The sequence below is a fragment of the Streptomyces sp. NPDC086989 genome, assembly GCF_044745505.1.
Lineage (GTDB): Bacteria > Actinomycetota > Actinomycetes > Streptomycetales > Streptomycetaceae > Streptomyces.
In genome coordinates this window covers 142,740-159,628 of record NZ_JBIVAL010000003.1, presented here as the reverse complement: position 1 = coordinate 159,628, position 16,889 = coordinate 142,740, and the positions used below count along the sequence as shown (strand labels likewise).

General features: G+C 71.5%; 17 protein-coding genes. 9 read left to right on the top strand and 8 right to left on the bottom strand.

Annotation, left to right across the window (positions count from 1 at the left end; all coding sequences use genetic code 11):
- Positions 1–23: 23 nt before the first annotated feature.
- Positions 24–2,309, bottom strand: a complete 2,286-nt coding sequence (locus ACIPK4_RS07430; protein ID WP_054226169.1) for a transglycosylase domain-containing protein — start codon at positions 2,307–2,309, stop codon at positions 24–26.
- A 396-nt stretch (positions 2,310–2,705) separates the two neighbouring features.
- On the opposite strand from ACIPK4_RS07430, the gene ACIPK4_RS07425 reads away from it, so the two are divergent.
- Positions 2,706–3,056 (top strand): WhiB family transcriptional regulator, encoded by a 351-nt coding sequence (locus ACIPK4_RS07425; protein ID WP_030299276.1) that lies wholly within the window; start codon positions 2,706–2,708, stop codon positions 3,054–3,056.
- A 62-nt stretch (positions 3,057–3,118) separates the two neighbouring features.
- On the opposite strand, the gene ACIPK4_RS07420 is transcribed toward ACIPK4_RS07425, so the two are convergent.
- The gene (locus ACIPK4_RS07420; protein ID WP_402310614.1) at positions 3,119–4,348 is read right to left on the bottom strand and encodes an ArsA family ATPase; all 1,230 of its coding nucleotides are present in this window, start codon (positions 4,346–4,348) and stop codon (positions 3,119–3,121) included.
- Between the two features lie 101 nt (positions 4,349–4,449).
- A complete protein-coding gene (locus tag ACIPK4_RS07415; protein WP_376193948.1) occupies positions 4,450–5,430 on the bottom strand; it encodes an ArsA family ATPase in 981 nt (326 codons plus the stop codon).
- 99 nt (positions 5,431–5,529) lie between these two features.
- On the opposite strand from ACIPK4_RS07415, the gene ACIPK4_RS07410 reads away from it, so the two are divergent.
- From ACIPK4_RS07410 to ACIPK4_RS07390, 5 genes are all read left to right on the top strand, one after another.
- Positions 5,530–5,691 (top strand): DUF4177 domain-containing protein, encoded by a 162-nt coding sequence (locus tag ACIPK4_RS07410; RefSeq protein ID WP_007264966.1) that lies wholly within the window; start codon positions 5,530–5,532, stop codon positions 5,689–5,691.
- Entirely contained in the window at positions 5,688–6,158 is a 471-nt protein-coding gene (locus ACIPK4_RS07405) for a RidA family protein (protein ID WP_054226167.1), read from the top strand. Before ACIPK4_RS07410 ends, ACIPK4_RS07405 begins: the two co-directional genes overlap by 4 nt.
- 89 nt (positions 6,159–6,247) lie before the next feature.
- Positions 6,248–7,147 (top strand): NUDIX hydrolase, encoded by a 900-nt coding sequence (locus tag ACIPK4_RS07400; RefSeq protein ID WP_054226166.1) that lies wholly within the window; start codon positions 6,248–6,250, stop codon positions 7,145–7,147.
- Positions 7,144–7,989: an MBL fold metallo-hydrolase gene (locus tag ACIPK4_RS07395; protein WP_376193944.1), complete on the top strand. Its 846-nt coding sequence runs from the start codon at positions 7,144–7,146 to the stop codon at positions 7,987–7,989. The genes ACIPK4_RS07400 and ACIPK4_RS07395 overlap by 4 nt, the downstream gene beginning before the upstream one ends.
- Positions 7,986–8,276, top strand: a complete 291-nt coding sequence (locus ACIPK4_RS07390; RefSeq protein ID WP_402309887.1) for a hypothetical protein — start codon at positions 7,986–7,988, stop codon at positions 8,274–8,276. Before ACIPK4_RS07395 ends, ACIPK4_RS07390 begins: the two co-directional genes overlap by 4 nt.
- A 155-nt stretch (positions 8,277–8,431) precedes the next feature.
- Here ACIPK4_RS07390 and ACIPK4_RS07385 read toward each other — a convergent pair whose 3' ends face one another.
- Both ACIPK4_RS07385 and ACIPK4_RS07380 read right to left on the bottom strand, forming a co-directional pair.
- Positions 8,432–9,244 (bottom strand): nucleotidyltransferase domain-containing protein, encoded by an 813-nt coding sequence (locus ACIPK4_RS07385; RefSeq protein WP_402309885.1) that lies wholly within the window; start codon positions 9,242–9,244, stop codon positions 8,432–8,434.
- 87 nt (positions 9,245–9,331) lie between these two features.
- Entirely contained in the window at positions 9,332–10,006 is a 675-nt protein-coding gene (locus ACIPK4_RS07380; RefSeq protein ID WP_003981529.1) for a Crp/Fnr family transcriptional regulator, read from the bottom strand.
- A gap of 251 nt (positions 10,007–10,257) precedes the next feature.
- Here ACIPK4_RS07380 and nth point away from each other — a divergent pair, with 251 nt between their 5' ends.
- The 3 genes from nth (at position 10,258) to ACIPK4_RS07365 (ending at position 13,297) form a co-directional block, all read left to right on the top strand.
- Positions 10,258–11,136, top strand: coding sequence for an endonuclease III (gene nth, locus ACIPK4_RS07375; protein WP_402309883.1), 879 nt, complete (start codon positions 10,258–10,260; stop codon positions 11,134–11,136).
- A 249-nt stretch (positions 11,137–11,385) separates the two neighbouring features.
- Complete coding sequence (locus tag ACIPK4_RS07370; RefSeq protein ID WP_054226185.1) at positions 11,386–12,081, top strand: CoA pyrophosphatase; 696 nt, start codon at positions 11,386–11,388, stop codon at positions 12,079–12,081.
- A 13-nt stretch (positions 12,082–12,094) separates the two neighbouring features.
- Entirely contained in the window at positions 12,095–13,297 is a 1,203-nt protein-coding gene (locus ACIPK4_RS07365) for a MarP family serine protease (RefSeq protein WP_054226184.1), read from the top strand.
- 396 nt (positions 13,298–13,693) lie between these two features.
- Here the strand turns inward: ACIPK4_RS07365 and ACIPK4_RS07360 are convergent, their stop codons facing one another.
- The 3 genes from ACIPK4_RS07360 to nhaA form a co-directional block, all read right to left on the bottom strand.
- Positions 13,694–14,653: an alpha/beta fold hydrolase gene (locus ACIPK4_RS07360; RefSeq protein ID WP_082410919.1), complete on the bottom strand. Its 960-nt coding sequence runs from the start codon at positions 14,651–14,653 to the stop codon at positions 13,694–13,696.
- Positions 14,650–15,108 carry a phage holin family protein gene (locus ACIPK4_RS07355; protein ID WP_402309881.1) on the bottom strand — a complete coding sequence of 153 codons (459 nt, stop codon included), beginning with the start codon at positions 15,106–15,108 and terminating at the stop codon, positions 14,650–14,652. The genes ACIPK4_RS07360 and ACIPK4_RS07355 overlap by 4 nt, the downstream gene beginning before the upstream one ends.
- A gap of 164 nt (positions 15,109–15,272) precedes the next feature.
- A complete protein-coding gene (nhaA, locus tag ACIPK4_RS07350) occupies positions 15,273–16,706 on the bottom strand; it encodes a Na+/H+ antiporter NhaA (protein ID WP_402309879.1) in 1,434 nt (477 codons plus the stop codon).
- Positions 16,707–16,889: the final 183 nt, after the last annotated feature.

Sequence of the window (16,889 nt, the reverse complement as noted above, 5' to 3'; positions counted from 1 at the left end):
GCGGGCAGGGCCCTCTCCTTTTGCTACTGGCCCTCCGGGCCGCCGATCACGCCCGGGTCCAGGGGGATGTCCGGGAACGGGTTCGGCGGGGTGCTGCCGCCGGTGGCGCCCGCCGCCGTCTGGCCGCCGGCGCGGCCGCCGGGCTTGTTGTCGCCGCCGGGCTTGCCGGGCTTGTTGGGCTTGCCCGGCTTGTTGGGGGTCGGGTTCGGGTTCGTGCTGGGCCGGCCGCCGCCGGTCGGCAGGCCGCCGTCCACGATGCTCACCGTGGTGAAGTTCGGCGCCTCCCGGCCCGACAGTGCGCCCGTGACCGCCTGCTTCCAGATCGGGCCGGGCAGCCCGCCGCCGTAGACCTTGTCGTAGTACTGGCCGCCGATGGTGATGTTCTCCATCGACACCTGCTTGGAGCCGCCCGAGCCGACCCACGTCGCGCCGGACATGTTCGGCGTGTACCCGACGAACCAGGCGTTGTAGCGGCTGTCGGTGGTTCCGGTCTTGCCCGCGTTCTGCCGGTCGGTCAGACCCGCGGCCGTACCCGTACCGGAGTCGACCACGCCGAGCAGCAGCGTGTTGATGGTGTCGGCGGTCTTCTCCGACATCACGCGGTCGCACTGGGACTTCGGCACGGCCAGTGCCTTGCCGTGCGAGTCGGTGATGGACTCCAGGGCGACGGGGGTGCAGTGCACGCCGCGGTTGGCGAAGGTCGCGTACGCGTTCGCCATGGTCAGCGGCGACATGCCCTCGGTGCCGAGCGCGATGGCCGGGACCTCGGGGAGCTTCGTCCCGTCGGCCGGGACCACGCCGAGCTTGGTGGTCATCTCGGTCACGGGGCAGAGCCCGTTCTCGGAGATCATCTCCACGAAGTACGTGTTGACCGACTTGGCCATCGCGTCCTGCATGCCGTACGGGCCGCGCTCGGACTCGGACTCGTTCTCGACCCGGTCGTGCGAGGTGTTGACCCACGGCTTGTCGCCGCAGGTCTCCACCGGGCTCGGGTACTCCATGTCGTGCGGGGACGGGTACGTCTTGCCCGCGGGCACGCCCTTCTCCAGGGCCGCGGCCGCGACGAACGGCTTGAAGGTCGAGCCGGTCGGGAAGCCGAAGCTCGATCCGCCCATCCGCTTGTCCACGGAGAAATTGATCTGGGTCTCGTTCTTTCCGAAGCCGTACGGCTTGGACTGGCCCATGGCGAGCACGCGGCCGGTGCCCGGCTGCACCAGGGTGACGGCCGTGGCGACCTTGTCGTCCTGGTTGACGTGGTCCTTGATCGACTCGTTGACGGACTCCTGCGACTGCGGGTCCAGCGTCGTGCGCACGGTCAGGCCGCCCTGGTTCCAGAGCTTGGCCCGCTCCTCGCGGGTCTTGCCGAACACCGGGTCGGTCAGGAAGGTGTTGCGCACGTAGTCGCAGAAGAAGCCCGCGCCCTTGACGGCGGTGATGCAGCCGTTCTTGGGCCGCGTCACCTTCAGCGTCACCGGCTTCTTCTTGGCCTCGTCCGCCTCGGCCTGCGAGATGTCCTTCATGTCGGCCATCCGCTGGAGGACGACGTTGCGGCGCTTCATCGCCTCCTGGGCGTCGTTCACCGGGTCGAACCGGCTCGGCGACTGCACGACGCCCGCCAGCAGCGCCGACTCGTCCAGGGTCAGGTCCTTGGCCGGCTTGCTGAAGTAGCGCTGGGCGGCGGATTCGATTCCGTACGCCTGCTGGCCGAAGTACGTGATGTTGAGGTAGTTCTCGAGGATCTTCTTCTTCCCGAGTTCCTCCTCGACCTGGATCGAGTACTTCAGCTCGCGGACCTTGCGGCCCAGACTCTTCTCCTGGGCCTCGCGCACCTTGCTCTCGTCGTCGCCGGCCTCCTCGACGAAGACGTTCTTCACGTACTGCTGCGTCAGCGTGGAGGCGCCCTGCGCGGCTCCGCCCTCCTGCGCGTTGCGGTTGGCCGCGCGCAGGATGCCCTTCAGGTCGACCGCGCCGTGCTCGTAGAAACGCGAGTCCTCGATCGCGACGATCGCCTTCTGCATGTACGGGGAGATGGCCGTCAGCGGTACCACCTGCCGGTCCCGTGAATAGACCGTGGCGATCAAGCCACCCTCGGCGTCCAGAATCGTGGTGCGCTGACTCAGCGGCGGTGTCTTCAGATTGGCCGGGATCTCGTCGAATCCCTCGACCGTGCCCTTCGCGGCCAGCCCGAGGGCGCCTGCGCCCGGGATCGCGATGCCGGCCAGCACAACTCCGGAGAGAACGGACACCCCGAGGAACTTGGCGGCCTGCTGCGGCCCCGTGAGCCCGGCGCCCGAGCGCTTCTTTCCCATGGAGGGCAGCCTACGTTCTCATTCGCCGGACACGTGCGAATGCCTTGGCCTAAGCTGGCCCCAACTGTCACAGCAGTGCGGTGCGACATCAACCCCTCGGCTTGATTTTCACCCTTCCCGAATGGGGTGGACTTATGTCCGAATCCCGCCCCTCACTCTGACGGTCGTTCGTCCGGGTCCGCCGATTCCATCCGAATTGCCGGAATGGTCGGGCATGTCGCCGGATCACTCCGTCGGGTGATCTGCCGCTTACCCATAGTCCGTTCGGACCATTCAAGATTGGGCCCGTCGGGGGTGTTGCGCCGTGCCCGCCTTCCGTAACGTCCTCAACTGGCAGCGGTGAATATGCCGCTACCGCCGTGGGGGAGCCTCGATTCGGGAGAGGACGGCGCCGGGATGGGCTGGGTTACCGACTGGAGTGCGCAGGCAGCCTGCCGCACTACCGATCCGGATGAACTGTTCGTTCAAGGAGCGGCACAGAACAGGGCCAAGGCGGTGTGCACCGGGTGTCCGGTGCGGACCGAGTGCCTGGCCGACGCGCTCGACAATCGTGTCGAGTTCGGAGTATGGGGCGGAATGACCGAGCGGGAGCGTCGCGCCTTGCTGCGCCGGCGACCCACCGTCACCTCGTGGCGACGGCTGCTCGAAACCGCCCGCACGGAGTACGAGCGCAGCACGGGCATCCTCACCGTGGATGTCGATGCGGAGATCGACGTTCCGTACGAGACGTACGCGGCAGCCGGGTAGAACCCCCGCGCGATCCCGCGTACGCGTGCCTCCGCACCCGGAGGCGCCCGTCGTACGAACGCCTACGCTCCGGCCGGAACCCCGGCCGCGAGTCGCTCTCCGATGGCCCGTAGCCCGGCGAGGTCGTGCACATCGCCGGGCAGGGCGGCCACCTCGGCCACCGCCACCTCGGGGTGCAGCGAGGTGAAGCGGTCGCGGGTGCGCTGTTCGCGCGCGATCACCTGCATCCGTTCGGCGTGCAGGCGCAGCAGTCCTGCGGTGATCTCGTCCACGTCGGCATCGGTATCGGTATCGGCAGCGGGGTCTGAGGGGGAGTCGGCCGAGTCACGAAGTCCAGCTTTCCCGGACTCCTGATCGACAATGCCGCCTTCTTCAATATTCTCTGCGGCGGCCAACGCCCGCTCTGCGGACAGCTGGTCGGCACCACTTCCGTGCACCCGGTTCAGTACGAGCCCGGCCAGCGGCATGTTCTCCGCGGCCAGCCGCTCGACGAAGTAGGCCGCCTCCCGCACCGCGTCCGGCTCGGGCGCCGCGACCACCAGGAACGCCGTGCCCGGAGCCTGGAGAAGCCGGAACGTCGCGTCCGCGCGGGTGCGGAACCCGCCGAACATCGTGTCCATCGCGGCCACGAAGGTCTGGACGTCCTTCAGCAGCGAGGCGCCCATCAGCTTGCTCAGCGTGCCGGTCATCAGGGACATGCCGACGTTGAGGAACTTCATCCCCGCCCGGCCGCCCACCTTCGCCGGAGCCATCAGCACCCGGATGAACTTCCCGTCCAGGAAGGACCCCAGCCGCTTCGGCGCGTCGAGGAAGTCCAGTGCGGACCGGCTCGGCGGGGTGTCCACGACGATCAGGTCCCAGTCGTCCCGCGCCCGCAACTGGCCCAGCTTCTCCATCGCCATGTACTCCTGCGTGCCCGCGAAGCCGGCCGACAGCGACTGGTAGAAGGGGTTCGCGAGGATGGCCTGCGCCCGCTCGGGGTCCGCGTGACCCTCGACGATCTCGTCGAAGGTCCGCTTCATGTCGAGCATCATGGCGTGCAGTTCGCCGCCGTCGACGCCCGTCACCTTGCGCGGGGTGTTGTCCAGCGAGTCGATGCCCATCGACTGGGCGAGCCGCCGCGCCGGGTCGATCGTCAGCACGACAACCTTCCGCCCGCGCTCCGCCGCCCGTACGCCCAGGGCCGCGGCGGTGGTGGTCTTGCCGACCCCGCCCGCGCCGCAGCAGACGATGATCCGCGTCGTGGGGTCGTCCAGCAGCCGGTCGACGGCCAGCCGTGGCGCAGTGTCCATTCCGATGCCCGCCTTCGTCCCCGCCTTCGCGGTGGTGGTCCCGGTGGTCGATCCGGTGGAGGTCCCGGTCGTCGTCGCGGTCGTCGTCGCGGTGGACCCGCTCATTCCTCGCCCGCCTGCTTCCGGAGCTCCGAGGCCAGCTCGTACAGCCCGGCCAGGTCCATCCCCGCACCGAGCAGGGGGAGTTCGTACGTCGCCATGTCCAACTGCTCCAGTACGGTGCGCTGCGCGCGCTCCAGCTCCACCCGGCCCGCGTGCTCGGCGGCCTGCGTGAGCAGCGGGTCCACCAGCCGCTCCGCGAGCCCGCCGCGGCGCGCGCCGCCCAGGCCCGCCCGGGACAGCGCCCTGGCCACGTCGGCCCGGCGCTCGCCGGCGGCGGCGCGCAGGGCGTCCTCGTCCAGGTGGTGCGGCCGCACCATGTTGACGACGACCCGCCCCACCGGCAGCCCCGCCTCGCGGAGCTCGGCGATGCCGTCCGCGGTTTCCTGGACGGGCATCTCCTCCAGCAGCGTGACCAGGTGGACGGCCGTCTCCGGGGACTTGAGCACCTTCATGACGGCCTGCGCCTGGTTGTGGATCGGCCCGAACCGGGCCAGTCCCGCCACCTCGTCGTTGACGTTCAGGAAGCGGGTGATCCGTCCCGTGGGCGGCGCATCCATGATCACGTGGTCGTAGACGTACCGGCCGGCCTTGTCCTTGCGCCGGACCGCCTCGCACGCCTTGCCCGTCAACAGGACGTCCCGCAGCCCGGGCGCGATGGTCGTCGCGAAGTCGATGGCGCCGAGCTTCTTGAGGGCGCGGCCGGCGGAACCCAGCTTGTAGAACATCTGGAGGTAGTCCAGCAGGGCGCGTTCGGCGTCGATGGCCAGGGCGAAGACCTCCCCGCCGCCCGAGGCGACGGCGATCTTCCGCTCCTCGTACGGGAGCGCCTCCGCGCCGAAGAGCTGCGCGATCCCCTGCCTGCCCTCGACCTCGACCAGAAGCGTCCGTCTGCCCTCGCGCGCGAGGGCGAGCGCGAGTGCCGCGGCGACCGTGGTCTTTCCGGTTCCGCCCTTGCCGCTGACCACCTGGAGCCTGCTCACAGCCTCTGAGCCTAACCACTCGCCCTTCGGGCCGCGCATGAGCCTCCCCCGCGTCCGGCCGGGCGGACCCCCGCGGCGACAGGCGTTACGCTCGCCCCCATGACCAAGAAGTTCGAATACGCGACGGTCCCGCTGCTGGTCCACGCCACCAAGCAGATCCTGGACACCTGGGGCGAGGACGGCTGGGAGCTCGTCCAGGTCGTGCCCGGCCCGAACAACCCCGAGCAGCTCGTGGCCTACCTCAAGCGGGAGAAGGCATGAGCGGCGCTGTCGAGGCGAAGCTGGCCGAGCTCGGCCTGACCCTGCCGGAGGTCGTCCCGCCGCTGGCCACGTACCAGCCGGCCGTGCGCTCGGGCGCGTACGTGTTCACCGCGGGGCAGCTCCCGATGGTCAAGGGCAGCCTCCCGGTCACCGGCAAGGTCGGCGCCGAGGTCTCCGCGGAGCAGGCCAAGGAGCTGGCCGCGACCTGCGCGCTGAACGCGCTGGCCGCGGTGAAGTCCGTGATCGGTGACCTGGACAAGATCGCGCGTGTCGTGAAGGTCGTCGGCTTCGTCGCCTCGGCCCCCGACTTCACGGGCCAGCCGGGCGTGCTGAACGGCGCGAGCGAGCTGCTGGGCGCGGTGCTCGGCGAGAAGGGCGTGCACGCCCGCAGCGCCGTCGGCGTGGCGGTGCTCCCGCTGGACGCCCCCGTCGAGGTCGAGATCCAGGTCGAGATCGCCGCTTCCTGAGGCACTGCCGCCGAGGCAGCGCCAGGAGTGCCCCGGCCCATCGCCGGGGCACTCTCGAACATCGGGCCGGATCCCCGTAGCATCCCGTCATGCCGAATGGTCAGCACGGTCAGCAGCAGCCCCCCGCCGGAGGCCAGTGGTACCCGCCGGAATGGCCCGACCGCATCCGCGCGCTCATGGAGGGTTCCCTCGTCCCGGTGGAACCCCGCCGCGCCGCGACGGTCATGCTCCTGCGCGACACCCCTGCCGGTCCCGCCGTGCACATGCTGCGCCGCAAGGCCTCCATGGCCTTCGCCGGCGGTGCGTACGCCTACCCCGGCGGCGGCGTCGACCCGCGCGACGAGGACCACCTCGTCGGCTGGGCCGGCCCGGGCCGCGACGCCTGGGCCGACCGCCTCGCCACCGATCCCCGGACCGCCCAGGCCATCGTCTGCGGAGCCGTCCGCGAGACCTTCGAGGAGGCGGGCGTCCTGCTCGCCGGCGAAACCCCCGACACCGTCGTCGGCGACACCACCGGTGACGACTGGGAAGCCGACCGGGAGGCCCTCGTCGCCCGCCACCTGTCCTTCGCCGAGTTCCTCGACCGCCGCGGCCTGCTGCTCCGCTCCGACCTGCTCGGCGCCTGGGCCCGCTGGATCACCCCGGAATTCGAGCCCCGCCGTTACGACACCTGGTTCTTCGTCGCCGCCCTCCCCGAGGGCCAGCGCACCCGCAACGCCTCCACCGAGGCCGACCGGACCGTCTGGATCCGCCCCGCGGACGCCGCCGCCGGCTACGACAAGGGCGAGCTGCTGATGATGCCGCCCACGATTTCCACGCTGCGCTCGCTGGAGCCGTACGGCAGCGCCGCCGGCGCCCTCGCCGCCGCCACCGCCCAGGACCTGACCCCCGTACTGGCCACAGCCTCGCTGGAGAACGGCGAGCTGGTGCTCAGCTGGCCGGGGCACGACGAGTTCACCAAGCACGTCCGCCTCGGAGGCACCCCGTGACAAGCGCCGCCGCTCTGCCCGGACAGCCCCGCGGAATCGTCACCTCGGGGCCCGCCACCGACCGCGCGGTCAACATCCTGGCCCCCAACGCGTCCGCGATGACCCTGGACGGCACGAACACCTGGCTCGTCTCGGAGCCCGACTCCGAGCTGGCCGTCGTCATCGACCCCGGACCGCTGGACGAGGCCCACCTGCGCGCCGTCGTGGAGACGGCCGAACGGGCGGGCAAGCGGATCGCGCTGACCCTCCTCACCCACGGCCACCCCGACCACGCCGAGGGCGCCGGCCGCTTCGCCGAGCTCACCGGTACGAAGGTCCGGGCCCTGGACCCCGCCCTGCGCCTCGGCGACGAGGGGCTCGGCGCCGGCGACGTGATCCGGACCGGCGGTCTGGAGCTGCGCGTGGTCCCGACGCCCGGCCACACCGCCGACTCGCTCTGCTTCCACCTGCCCGCCGACCGCGCCGTCCTGACCGGCGACACGATCCTCGGCCGCGGCACCACGGTCGTGGCGCACCCCGACGGCCGCCTCGGCGACTACCTGGACTCCCTGCGCCGGCTGCGCTCGCTGACGGTCGACGACGGCGTGCACACGGTGCTCCCGGGCCACGGGCCGGTCCTGGACGACGCACAGGGCGCCGTGGAGTTCTACCTGGCCCACCGGGCCCACCGGCTCGCACAGGTCGAGACCGCCGTCGAGGACGGCTGTGTCACCCCCGAGGCCGTGGTCGCCCGCGTGTACGCGGACGTGGACCGCTCGCTGTGGCCCGCCGCGGAGTGGTCCGTACGGGCGCAGCTGGAGTACCTTCAAGATCACGGACTGATCCCTGGGGGCCCTGAGTGACCACGCTGTTCCTGCTGCTCGCGCTGCTCGCCACGGCGGCGTGGATCACCTCGACGGTGACCCTGCGGATGAAGGCCCTGGAGCTGCGTTCGGAGCGGCTGGAGCGGCGGCTGGGCCTGGTCCTGGACCACTTCGGCATCGAGGAGCCGGAGCCGGCCGGGCTGGACGAGGTACGGACGCTGGTGCGCGACGGCCGCACGGTCGAGGCCATCCGCGTCTACCGGCGGGTCACCGGGGCGGGCCTGCTGGAGGCGAAGCAGGCGGTCGAGGCCCTGACGGACGTCTGAGCGCGGCCCGGCCCCGGCTCGCGGTCCGGCCGACGTCCTGACCGAGGCTCCGGCTGACGGCCCTGGCCGACGCTCCGGCCGAGGTCCTGGCCGACACTCCGGCCGACGTCTGGCCGACGTCCTGGCCGACGTCTGGCCGTTGCGCGCCGGCCCGGTCAGCCGGCCCCCCGGCGGGGTGTCTTCGTCCCGTGCCGGGCCGTGTACTCGTCCGCGAGCCAGGGCCCGAGGTCGTCCAGATACGCGTGCAGCACGGCCGGGTCCGCGGTCGGATCCAGCGCCACCGCCGCCGCGGCCCTCATCTGCGCGGCGCGCTGCGGGTAGTACGTCCCGAAGATCTCCGCGGACTCGGCCAGATCGCTGGTCCACCCGCCCCACCGGGGCATCACGAGGGTGAACCCGGTGCGCACCAGGTGCCGCGAGAAGTGCCGGCTGAGCCGTCGGCGCTCGGCGGGGGTCGAGGCCGCCCGCGCCCTGGCCCGCCAGCGGGGGAGCAGGGCGGCCAGATCGCCGTTGGTCTCACGGGCGAGGAGGCTGTCCGGGCGGTAGCGGGGGAGGTGCTCGGCCAGGTCCGCACCGAGCAGCGGGGTGCACAGGCAGGCGAGGAACCAGCCCAGGTCGTAACGTTCCTGCTCGCTCAGCAGGGTGTCCTTGCCGTAGAGCAGGACGCCGACGCCGTCCGTCTCGGCGAAGTCCTCGTCGAGCCCGCGCGCCAGCACCTCGGCGGTGTCCCGGTCCTCCGCGGCGGGCTCGTGGTGCAGGGCGAGCAGCAGGTCGAGGTCGGACCGCCCCGGCCGCGCCGTCCCGCGCGGCACGGACCCGTACAGGTAGGCGCTGTGCAGCCGCTGTCCGTACGCCTCGCCGAGCCGCTCGCGGGCGGCGGCGACGACCGGCGCGAAGGCGTCCTGCACCCGGCCGAGCGACCCCTCGCGCTCGACGTACCCGTCCGCGTCCAGCCCGCTGCGCTCCATGGCCCCACTGTGCCCGCCTCCGGGCCGGAAGACGAGGGAGGAGGGGCCCCGCCTGCCCGGCAGGCCCCTCCACGGCGTGAACAGGCGTCAGCGCGAGCGCTTCGCCAGCCGCTCCACGTCCAGCAGGATGACCGCGCGCGCCTCCAGGCGCAGCCAGCCGCGGCCCGCGAAGTCCGCGAGGGCCTTGTTGACCGTCTCGCGGGAGGCGCCGACCAGCTGGGCCAGCTCCTCCTGCGTCAGGTCGTGCACGACGTGGATGCCTTCCTCGGACTGCACGCCGAAGCGGCGCGACAGGTCCAGGAGGGCGCGGGCGACGCGGCCCGGGACGTCGGAGAAGACCAGGTCGGACATCTGGTCGTTGGTCTTGCGCAGGCGCCGGGCCACCGCGCGCAGCAGCGCGGTCGCGACCTCGGGCCGGGCGTTGAGCCAGGGCTGGAGGTCGCCGTGGCCGAGGCCCAGCAGCTTGACCTCGGTCAGGGCGGTGGCGGTGGCGGTGCGCGGGCCGGGATCGAACAGCGACAGCTCGCCGATCAGCTCGCCGGGGCCGAGGACGGCCAGCATGTTCTCGCGGCCGTCGGGGGAGGTGCGGTGCAGCTTCACCTTGCCCTCGGTCACGACATACAGCCGGTCGCCGGGGTCGCCCTCGTGGAACAGGGCGTCACCGCGTGCGAGGGTCACCTCGCCCATGGAGGCGCGGAGCTCCGCGGCCTGCTCGTCATCGAGCGCCGCGAAGAGCGGGGCGCGCCGCAGAACGTCGTCCACGAGTCTCTCTCCTATGTCGACCAGCTCAGGGGACCGTGCTCCCCATTTTGCCGGACGGCTCAAACAGTGCGATCAATCACAAGGATGCCGGACAGACGGGCATGCTGTGCGGTGGGAGGCCAATCGGAGTGGTGTTACCTGAGGTCCAGGCGGGTGTCAGCGCCCGGCCTTAGGCTGGCCGGGTGTCCAATAAGCCGGTGAGAGCACAGGCCAAGGGGTCCGCAGGAGTGACGGGCGGACTCGATTCAGCTGTGGGCGAACAAGCCCCCCAGAAGGCGTCCGGGAAGCCCGGAAAGACGCCGCCGAGCCCGGCGGGCAAAGCTTCGGCCAAGAAAACGGAATCGCGGCTGGCCATGGTGCGGCGGGCCCGACGCATCAACCGTGAGCTGGCCGAGATCTACCCGTACGCCCACCCCGAGCTCGACTTCCGGAACCCCTTCGAGCTGCTGGTCGCCACGGTCCTCTCCGCCCAGACGACCGACCTGCGCGTGAACCAGACGACCCCGGCCCTGTTCGCCGCCTACCCGACCCCCGAGGACATGGCGGCGGCCGTGCCGGAGGAGCTGGAGGAGATCATCCGGCCGACCGGGTTCTTCCGGGCGAAGGCGCGTTCCCTGATGGGCCTCTCCCAGGCCCTGCGGGACAACTTCGGCGGTGAGGTCCCGGGCCGGATCGAGGACCTGGTGACGCTGCCCGGAGTCGGCCGGAAAACGGCCAACGTGGTGCTCGGCAATGCGTTCGGCGTCCCGGGGATCACCGTGGACACCCACTTCGGCCGTCTGGTGCGCCGCTGGAAGTGGACCGAGCAGGAGGACCCCGAGAAGGTCGAGGCGGAGATCTGCGCGATCTTCCCGAAGAGCGAGTGGACGATGCTCTCGCACCGGGTCGTCTTCCACGGCCGCCGGATCTGCCACGCACGCAAGCCCGCCTGCGGCGCCTGCCCGATCGCCCCGCTGTGCCCGGCGTACGGGGAGGGCGAGACGGACCCGGAGAAGGCCAGGAAGCTGCTGAAGTACGAGAAGGGCGGTCAGCCCGGACAGCGGCTGAGCCCGCCGCCGGACTATCCGGGGCTCCCGGCCCCGCCGCTGGGCGGCGGACCGGAGGGCCTCCCGGACGGGGGCCCGCAGTGAGCGCGGGCACGGGCTGAGCTGGAGATCGCGAGCGCCGGTCGGGGATCGCGAGCACGGAACACGGGCGCAGGCCGCCGCCCGGCGGTCCGCGGAGGAACCAATCCGGCCCGGGGCCGCGTTGTCCCCCTATCGGGATGGCGGCGGTGCCGGAGCCGGCGACGGCAGGGAGCAGGGGTGCCTATGACGCGCGGAGCGCGGGACGAGAGCGGCGTGGCCCAGGCGGCCGCGCCGCCCGGGCAGGGCCAGGGGATGCGGGGCGCCCCGTACGAGGACCGGAGCGGTCCGCGCGTGAGCAGCCAGGGCCTGCCCGGGTGGCTCGATCCCGTCGTCGAGGCGGTGCGGACGGTCCGGCCGACGCAGCTCAGCCGGTTCCTGCCGCCCGAGGACGGCCGCGGCCGCCAGTCCGCCGTGCTGATCCTGTTCGGCGAGGGCCCCCGCGGCCCCGAGCTGCTGCTCATGGAGCGCGCCGGGAGCCTGCGCTCGCACCCCGGCCAGCCCTCGTTCCCCGGCGGCGCCCTCGATCCGGAGGATGGCGATCCGCACACCGTCGGCCCGCTGCGCGCCGCCCTGCGCGAGGCCGAGGAGGAGACGGGCCTCGACCCGGCCGGCGTCCAGTTGTTCGGTGTGCTGCCGCGTCTGTACATCCCGGTCAGCGAGTTCGTCGTGACGCCGGTGCTCGGCTGGTGGCGCGACCCCAGCCCGGTCGGTGTCGTGGACCCGGCCGAGACCGCCCGCGTCTTCACGGTTCCCGTGGCCGATCTCACGAACCCCGATCATCGCGTCACGGCCGTCCACCCGAGTGGTCACCTGGGCCCCGCTTTCACCGTCGAATCGGCTCTGGTCTGGGGTTTTACCGCCGGAGTGATCGACCGGCTGCTGCATTTCGCCGGGTGGGAGCAACCATGGGACCGCTCCAGGCAGGTCCCGCTCGACTGGCGCGCATGAGACGGTGACCCTCGTGAACGTGCTGGACATCCTGTTGCTGGTCGCTGCCGTGTGGTTCGCGATCGTCGGCTACCGCCAGGGGTTCGTCGTCGGCGTCCTGTCGGTGATCGGCTTCCTGGGCGGTGGTCTCATCGCCGTGTCCCTGCTCCCGCTGATCTGGGACCGGGTGACCGACAACGGCACCCAGGTGTCCACCACGGTCGTCGTGATCGCCGTGGTCGTGATCATCGTCTGTGCCTCGATCGGACAGGCCCTCACCACGCATCTGGGCAACCGGCTGCGGCGCCACATCACGTGGTCGCCGGCCCGCGCGCTCGACGCGACCGGCGGGGCCCTGGTCAACGTCGTCGCGATGCTGCTGGTGGCGTGGCTGATCGGCTCGGCGCTCGCCGGGACGTCACTTCCCACGCTGGGCAAGGAAGTCCGCAACTCCAAGGTGCTGCTCGGCGTCTCGCGGGTGCTGCCCGCCCAGGCCAACACCTGGTTCTCGGACTTCAGTTCCACCCTCGCGCGCAGCGGCTTCCCGCAGGTCTTCAGCCCGTTCTCGAACGAGCCGATCACCGAGGTGAAGGCACCCGACCCGGCGCTCGCCCGCAGTCCCGTGGCCGAGGCGGCCAAGCGCTCGATCGTGAAGGTCGTCGGTACCGCGCCGAGTTGCAGCAAGGTGCTGGAGGGCACCGGCTTCGTCTTCGCGCCCGGCAAGGTGATGACCAACGCCCACGTCGTCGGCGGGGTCGGCGAGCCCACCGTCCAGATCGGCGGCGAGGGCAAGCTCTACGACGGCAAGGTCGTGCTCTACGACTGGGAGCGCGACATCGCCGTCGTGGACGTGCCCAAGCTGAAGGCGCCCGCGCTGGAGTTCACCGACAAGGACGCGGCGAGCAGCAGCGACGCGATCGTCGCCGGTTTCCCCGAGAACGGCGCGTACGACGTCCGCGCGGCACGCGTCCGCGGCCGGATCAACGCCAACGGCCCGGACATCTACCACCGCGGCACCGTCCGGCGCGACGTCTACTCGCTGTACGCGACCGTCCGCCAGGGCAACTCCGGCGGCCCGCTGCTGACGCCCGACGGCAAGGTGTACGGGGTCGTGTTCGCGAAGTCGCTCGACGACCCGAACACCGGGTACGCGCTGACGGCGGACGAGGTCCGCGACGACGTCCGGATCGGGAAGGTCTCCGACCGGCGGGTCGACAGCCAGGGCTGCGCCCTCTGACCCGTACGAGGTCCTCTGATCCGTACGGGACCGGGCGCGGAGCCGGTTACGTCCGTGGATGGCGCAGGCGGGCGGAGACCCAGCGGGCCCGCCTGCGCAGGATGCGCGGAATCCCGAGTCGGGGGTCGTGGCCGTCCCGGCCCGTCCTCCCGTGCGTGCCCGGCGTCGCTGCCGGGCGGTGTTCGCGTGCGGTGTCACCGTAGTCGTGCGTCCAGCCCATACAACGAGCTCTGCCCGGGCCCCAAGGTCGGTAACCCCGTCCGGGGCGGCCAATTGGCCTATGCGCCGGGCAATTGAATGCTCGTAAGACAGTCGTACCGGCAGTCGCAGCGGTGGTCGTACGGGCACTCGTGCTGGCAGGCAGTCAGACGGTCAGGCGGTCAAACGGTCAGACGGTCAGCGGTCCGGCTCGGGGTCCTTGAGCCAGTTCACCAGCTCGGTCGAGAAGGCCGCGGGGTCCTCCTCGTGCGGGAAGTGCCCGAGGCCGTCGAACAGCCGCCACCGGTACGGGGCTTCGACGTACTGCCCGGAGCCGGCCGCGCTGCGGGTGCGCATCACCGGGTCGAGTGAGCCGTGCAGGTGCAGCGTCGGAACCCGCACCGGCCGCTTCATCCGGCGGTTGAACTGGAGCCCGTCCGGCCGGGCCATCGAGCGCATCATCCAGCGGTACGGCTCGATCGAGCAGTGCGCGGTGGACGGGATGCACATCGCCCGCCGGTACACGGCGAGATCTTCCGCCTCGGGGGGCACGGGCCCGGACCAGTCGCGGATCAACTCCCCGACGAGCGCCCCGTCGTCCGCGACGAGCTGCCGCTCGGGGACGAACGGCCGCTGGAAGCCCCAGATGTGCGAACTCGCCCGGGTCTGACCGAAGTCGGACAGCATCGCCGAGCGCCAGCGCCGCGGGTGCGGCATCGAGGACACCACGAGCCGGCGCACCAGCTTGGGCCGCATCACGGCCGCGGTCCAGGCGAGGTAGCCGCCCAGGTCGTGCCCCACGAGGGCGGCGTCCGGCTCGCCGAGGGACCGTACGACCCCCGTGATGTCGAGGGCCAGGTTGGCGGGGTCGTAGCCGCGCGGGGTGCGGTCGCTGCCGCCCACTCCGCGCAGGTCCATCGCGACGGCCCGGTACCCGGCGTCGGCGAGCGCGACCAGCTGGTGCCGCCACGTCCACCAGAACTGCGGGAAGCCGTGCAGCAGCAGCACCAGCGGTCCGTCGCCGAGTTCGGCGACGTGGAACCGGGCCCCGTTGGCCGCGACGTCCCGGTGGGTCACCGCTCGCCCGCCGGGCACGTCGATCCTGACCGCCGTCGCGGCGGTGGGCGGAGTGCTGGAGTCCGCAGAGGGGGCTGTCATGAGGACGAGCGTGCCACACCCACGGCCTGGTCACTGACCGGCCGCGGATGCGGCTTGACGGTCCCGACGACCGCGGCGGTCTGCTTGACCGAGGCGATGGTCTTCTCCGGCGGCTTGACCTTCTTGAACTTCGACATGGCCATCAGCGACAGCAGGCCCGCGAGCAGCAGGAACGCGACGCCGACGATGAGGAACGACCAGGCGAGCCCGAGCCCGAGGTTGTGGATCCCGTACGCCGCGGCGAAGCTCAGCACGGGCAGGGAGAACAGTGCGAACACCCCTGCGACGGAGATGGCGGCGCCGCCGGCGCCCGCGCGCTTGACGTCCTGGCGGATCTCCGCCTTGGCGAGGGCGATCTCGTCGTGCACCAGGGCGGACATCTCGGCGGTGGCCGAGGCGACCAGCTGGCCGAGTGTGCGCTCGGCTCCCTGCGCCCCTTGGTCCCCTGCGCTCATCGCTCTCTCTCCCTCTGTCATCTGCCGTCGTGCGGTCGTCGTGCGTGCGGTGGTCGTGCGTGGTCGTGCGGTCGTCGTGCGTGCGGTGGTCGTGCTGTCGCCGCGCTTCGTCCGTCCGGCGCCGTGGCGGCGGCTGTCCCGCGCCGTCAGGGCGTCAGTTCAGATCATGCCGGACGGTCGCCCTCGGCGTTGGACCCGGCTGCTGCTTTGTGCGCGGCGGCCGCGGCGGTCTCGGCCCTGCGGCGGTGCTCCGCGGCCTTCTCCTCGTAGATCTTCGCCATCCGCAGGTGGTACTCCGGCTTGTCCTGCTCGTAGACGTCCGGGATGCCGTCGAGGTCCTCGTCGCGGTCCTCGTCCTCGGTGAGGGCGCGGTACTTGCGGTTGCGGAGTTTGAGCATGACGCTCGCGACCACCGCGGCGATGAGCGAGCCGATCAGGACCGCGGCCTTGACCTCGTCGGTGAGGACCGGGTCGCCGGCGAAGGCGAGCTCGCCGATGAGGAGCGAGACGGTGAAGCCGATGCCGGCGAGGGAGGCCACGGCGAGCACGTCCGGCCAGGCCAGGTCCTCGTTGAGCTCCGCCCTCGTGAACCGGGCGGCCAGCCAGGTGCCGCCGAAGATGCCCACCGCCTTGCCGATGACCAGGCCGAGGAGGACGCCGAGCGTCTCGGGGCGGGTGAAGACCTGGGCGATGGCCTGGCCGGAGAGGGCGACCCCCGCGGAGAACAGGGCGAAGAGAGGGACGGCGAGGCCGGCCGAGACGGGCCGGACGAGGTGTTCGATGTGCTCGCCGGGGGAGCTGCTCTCGCCCTCCCTGCGGGTGCAGCGGAGCATCAGGCCCATGGCGACACCGGCGATGGTGGCGTGGACGCCGCTGTTGTACATCAGGCCCCAGATGACCAGGGCGAGCGGGACGTAGATGTACCAGCCCTGGACGCCCTTGCGAAGCAGGATCCAGAAGAGGACGAGGCCGGCGAGCGCGCCGCCGAGCGCCGGAAAGTCGATCTCGCTGGTGAAGAACACCGCGATGATCATGATGGCGAAGAGGTCGTCGACGACGGCGAGGGTCAGCAGGAAGGCACGCAGGGCGGAGGGCAGCGAGGTGCCGATGACCGCGAGGACGGCGAGGGCGAAGGCGATGTCGGTGGCGGTCGGGACCGCCCAGCCGTTCATCGAGCCGCCGCCGGCCGTGTTGACGAGTACGTAGACCAGCGCGGGCACGGCCATGCCGCAGACGGCGGCGATCACCGGGAGGGCGGCCGCCTTGGGGTCGCGCAGATCGCCCGCGACGAGCTCGCGCTTGAGTTCGATGCCGGCGACGAAGAAGAAGATCGCGAGGAGGCCGTCGGCCGCCCAGTGCTGGATCGAGAGGTCCAGGCCGAGGGCGGCGGGGCCGATGTGGAAGTCGCTGACGGTGGCGTAGCTGTCGGAGAGACCGGGGATGTTCGCCCACAACAGGGCGGCGACGGCGGCCACCAGGAGGAGCACACCGCCGACGGTCTCGGCGCGCAGGGCGTCGGCCACGAAGCGCCGCTCGGGCAGGGAGAGCCTGCCGAGGAACTTGCGGCCGTGGCGGTCGGTGGGGCTGGGCGCGGCCACGAGGGGACACCTCCGGGTGGTTGGACGGCATGGCGGAACTCGTTGCCGACCAGACTTCCCGGCGCACCCTGGGGACTTGCTGTTTACGCTTTCAATATTTTACAGGAGTACGCGAGGGCGAATCCGGCGATCTTCACTTTATGCGCGAAAGGGGCATGCGGCGCGATGCGCCGGACGCCCCTT

What these genes read in the sequence shown, in the direction of transcription:
- ACIPK4_RS07430 (WP_054226169.1), bottom strand. Translation starts at nt 2,309, where the DNA reads ATGGGAAAGAAGCGCTCGGGCGCCGGGCTCACGGGGCCGCAGCAGGCC.
- ACIPK4_RS07425 (WP_030299276.1), top strand. Translation starts at nt 2,706, where the DNA reads ATGGGCTGGGTTACCGACTGGAGTGCGCAGGCAGCCTGCCGCACTACC.
- ACIPK4_RS07420 (WP_402310614.1), bottom strand. Translation starts at nt 4,348, where the DNA reads ATGGACACTGCGCCACGGCTGGCCGTCGACCGGCTGCTGGACGACCCC.
- ACIPK4_RS07410 (WP_007264966.1), top strand. Translation starts at nt 5,530, where the DNA reads ATGACCAAGAAGTTCGAATACGCGACGGTCCCGCTGCTGGTCCACGCC.
- ACIPK4_RS07405 (WP_054226167.1), top strand. Translation starts at nt 5,688, where the DNA reads ATGAGCGGCGCTGTCGAGGCGAAGCTGGCCGAGCTCGGCCTGACCCTG.
- ACIPK4_RS07400 (WP_054226166.1), top strand. Translation starts at nt 6,248, where the DNA reads ATGCCGAATGGTCAGCACGGTCAGCAGCAGCCCCCCGCCGGAGGCCAG.
- ACIPK4_RS07385 (WP_402309885.1), bottom strand. Translation starts at nt 9,244, where the DNA reads ATGGAGCGCAGCGGGCTGGACGCGGACGGGTACGTCGAGCGCGAGGGG.
- ACIPK4_RS07370 (WP_054226185.1), top strand. Translation starts at nt 11,386, where the DNA reads ATGCGGGGCGCCCCGTACGAGGACCGGAGCGGTCCGCGCGTGAGCAGC.
- ACIPK4_RS07360 (WP_082410919.1), bottom strand. Translation starts at nt 14,653, where the DNA reads ATGACAGCCCCCTCTGCGGACTCCAGCACTCCGCCCACCGCCGCGACG.
- ACIPK4_RS07355 (WP_402309881.1), bottom strand. Translation starts at nt 15,108, where the DNA reads ATGAGCGCAGGGGACCAAGGGGCGCAGGGAGCCGAGCGCACACTCGGC.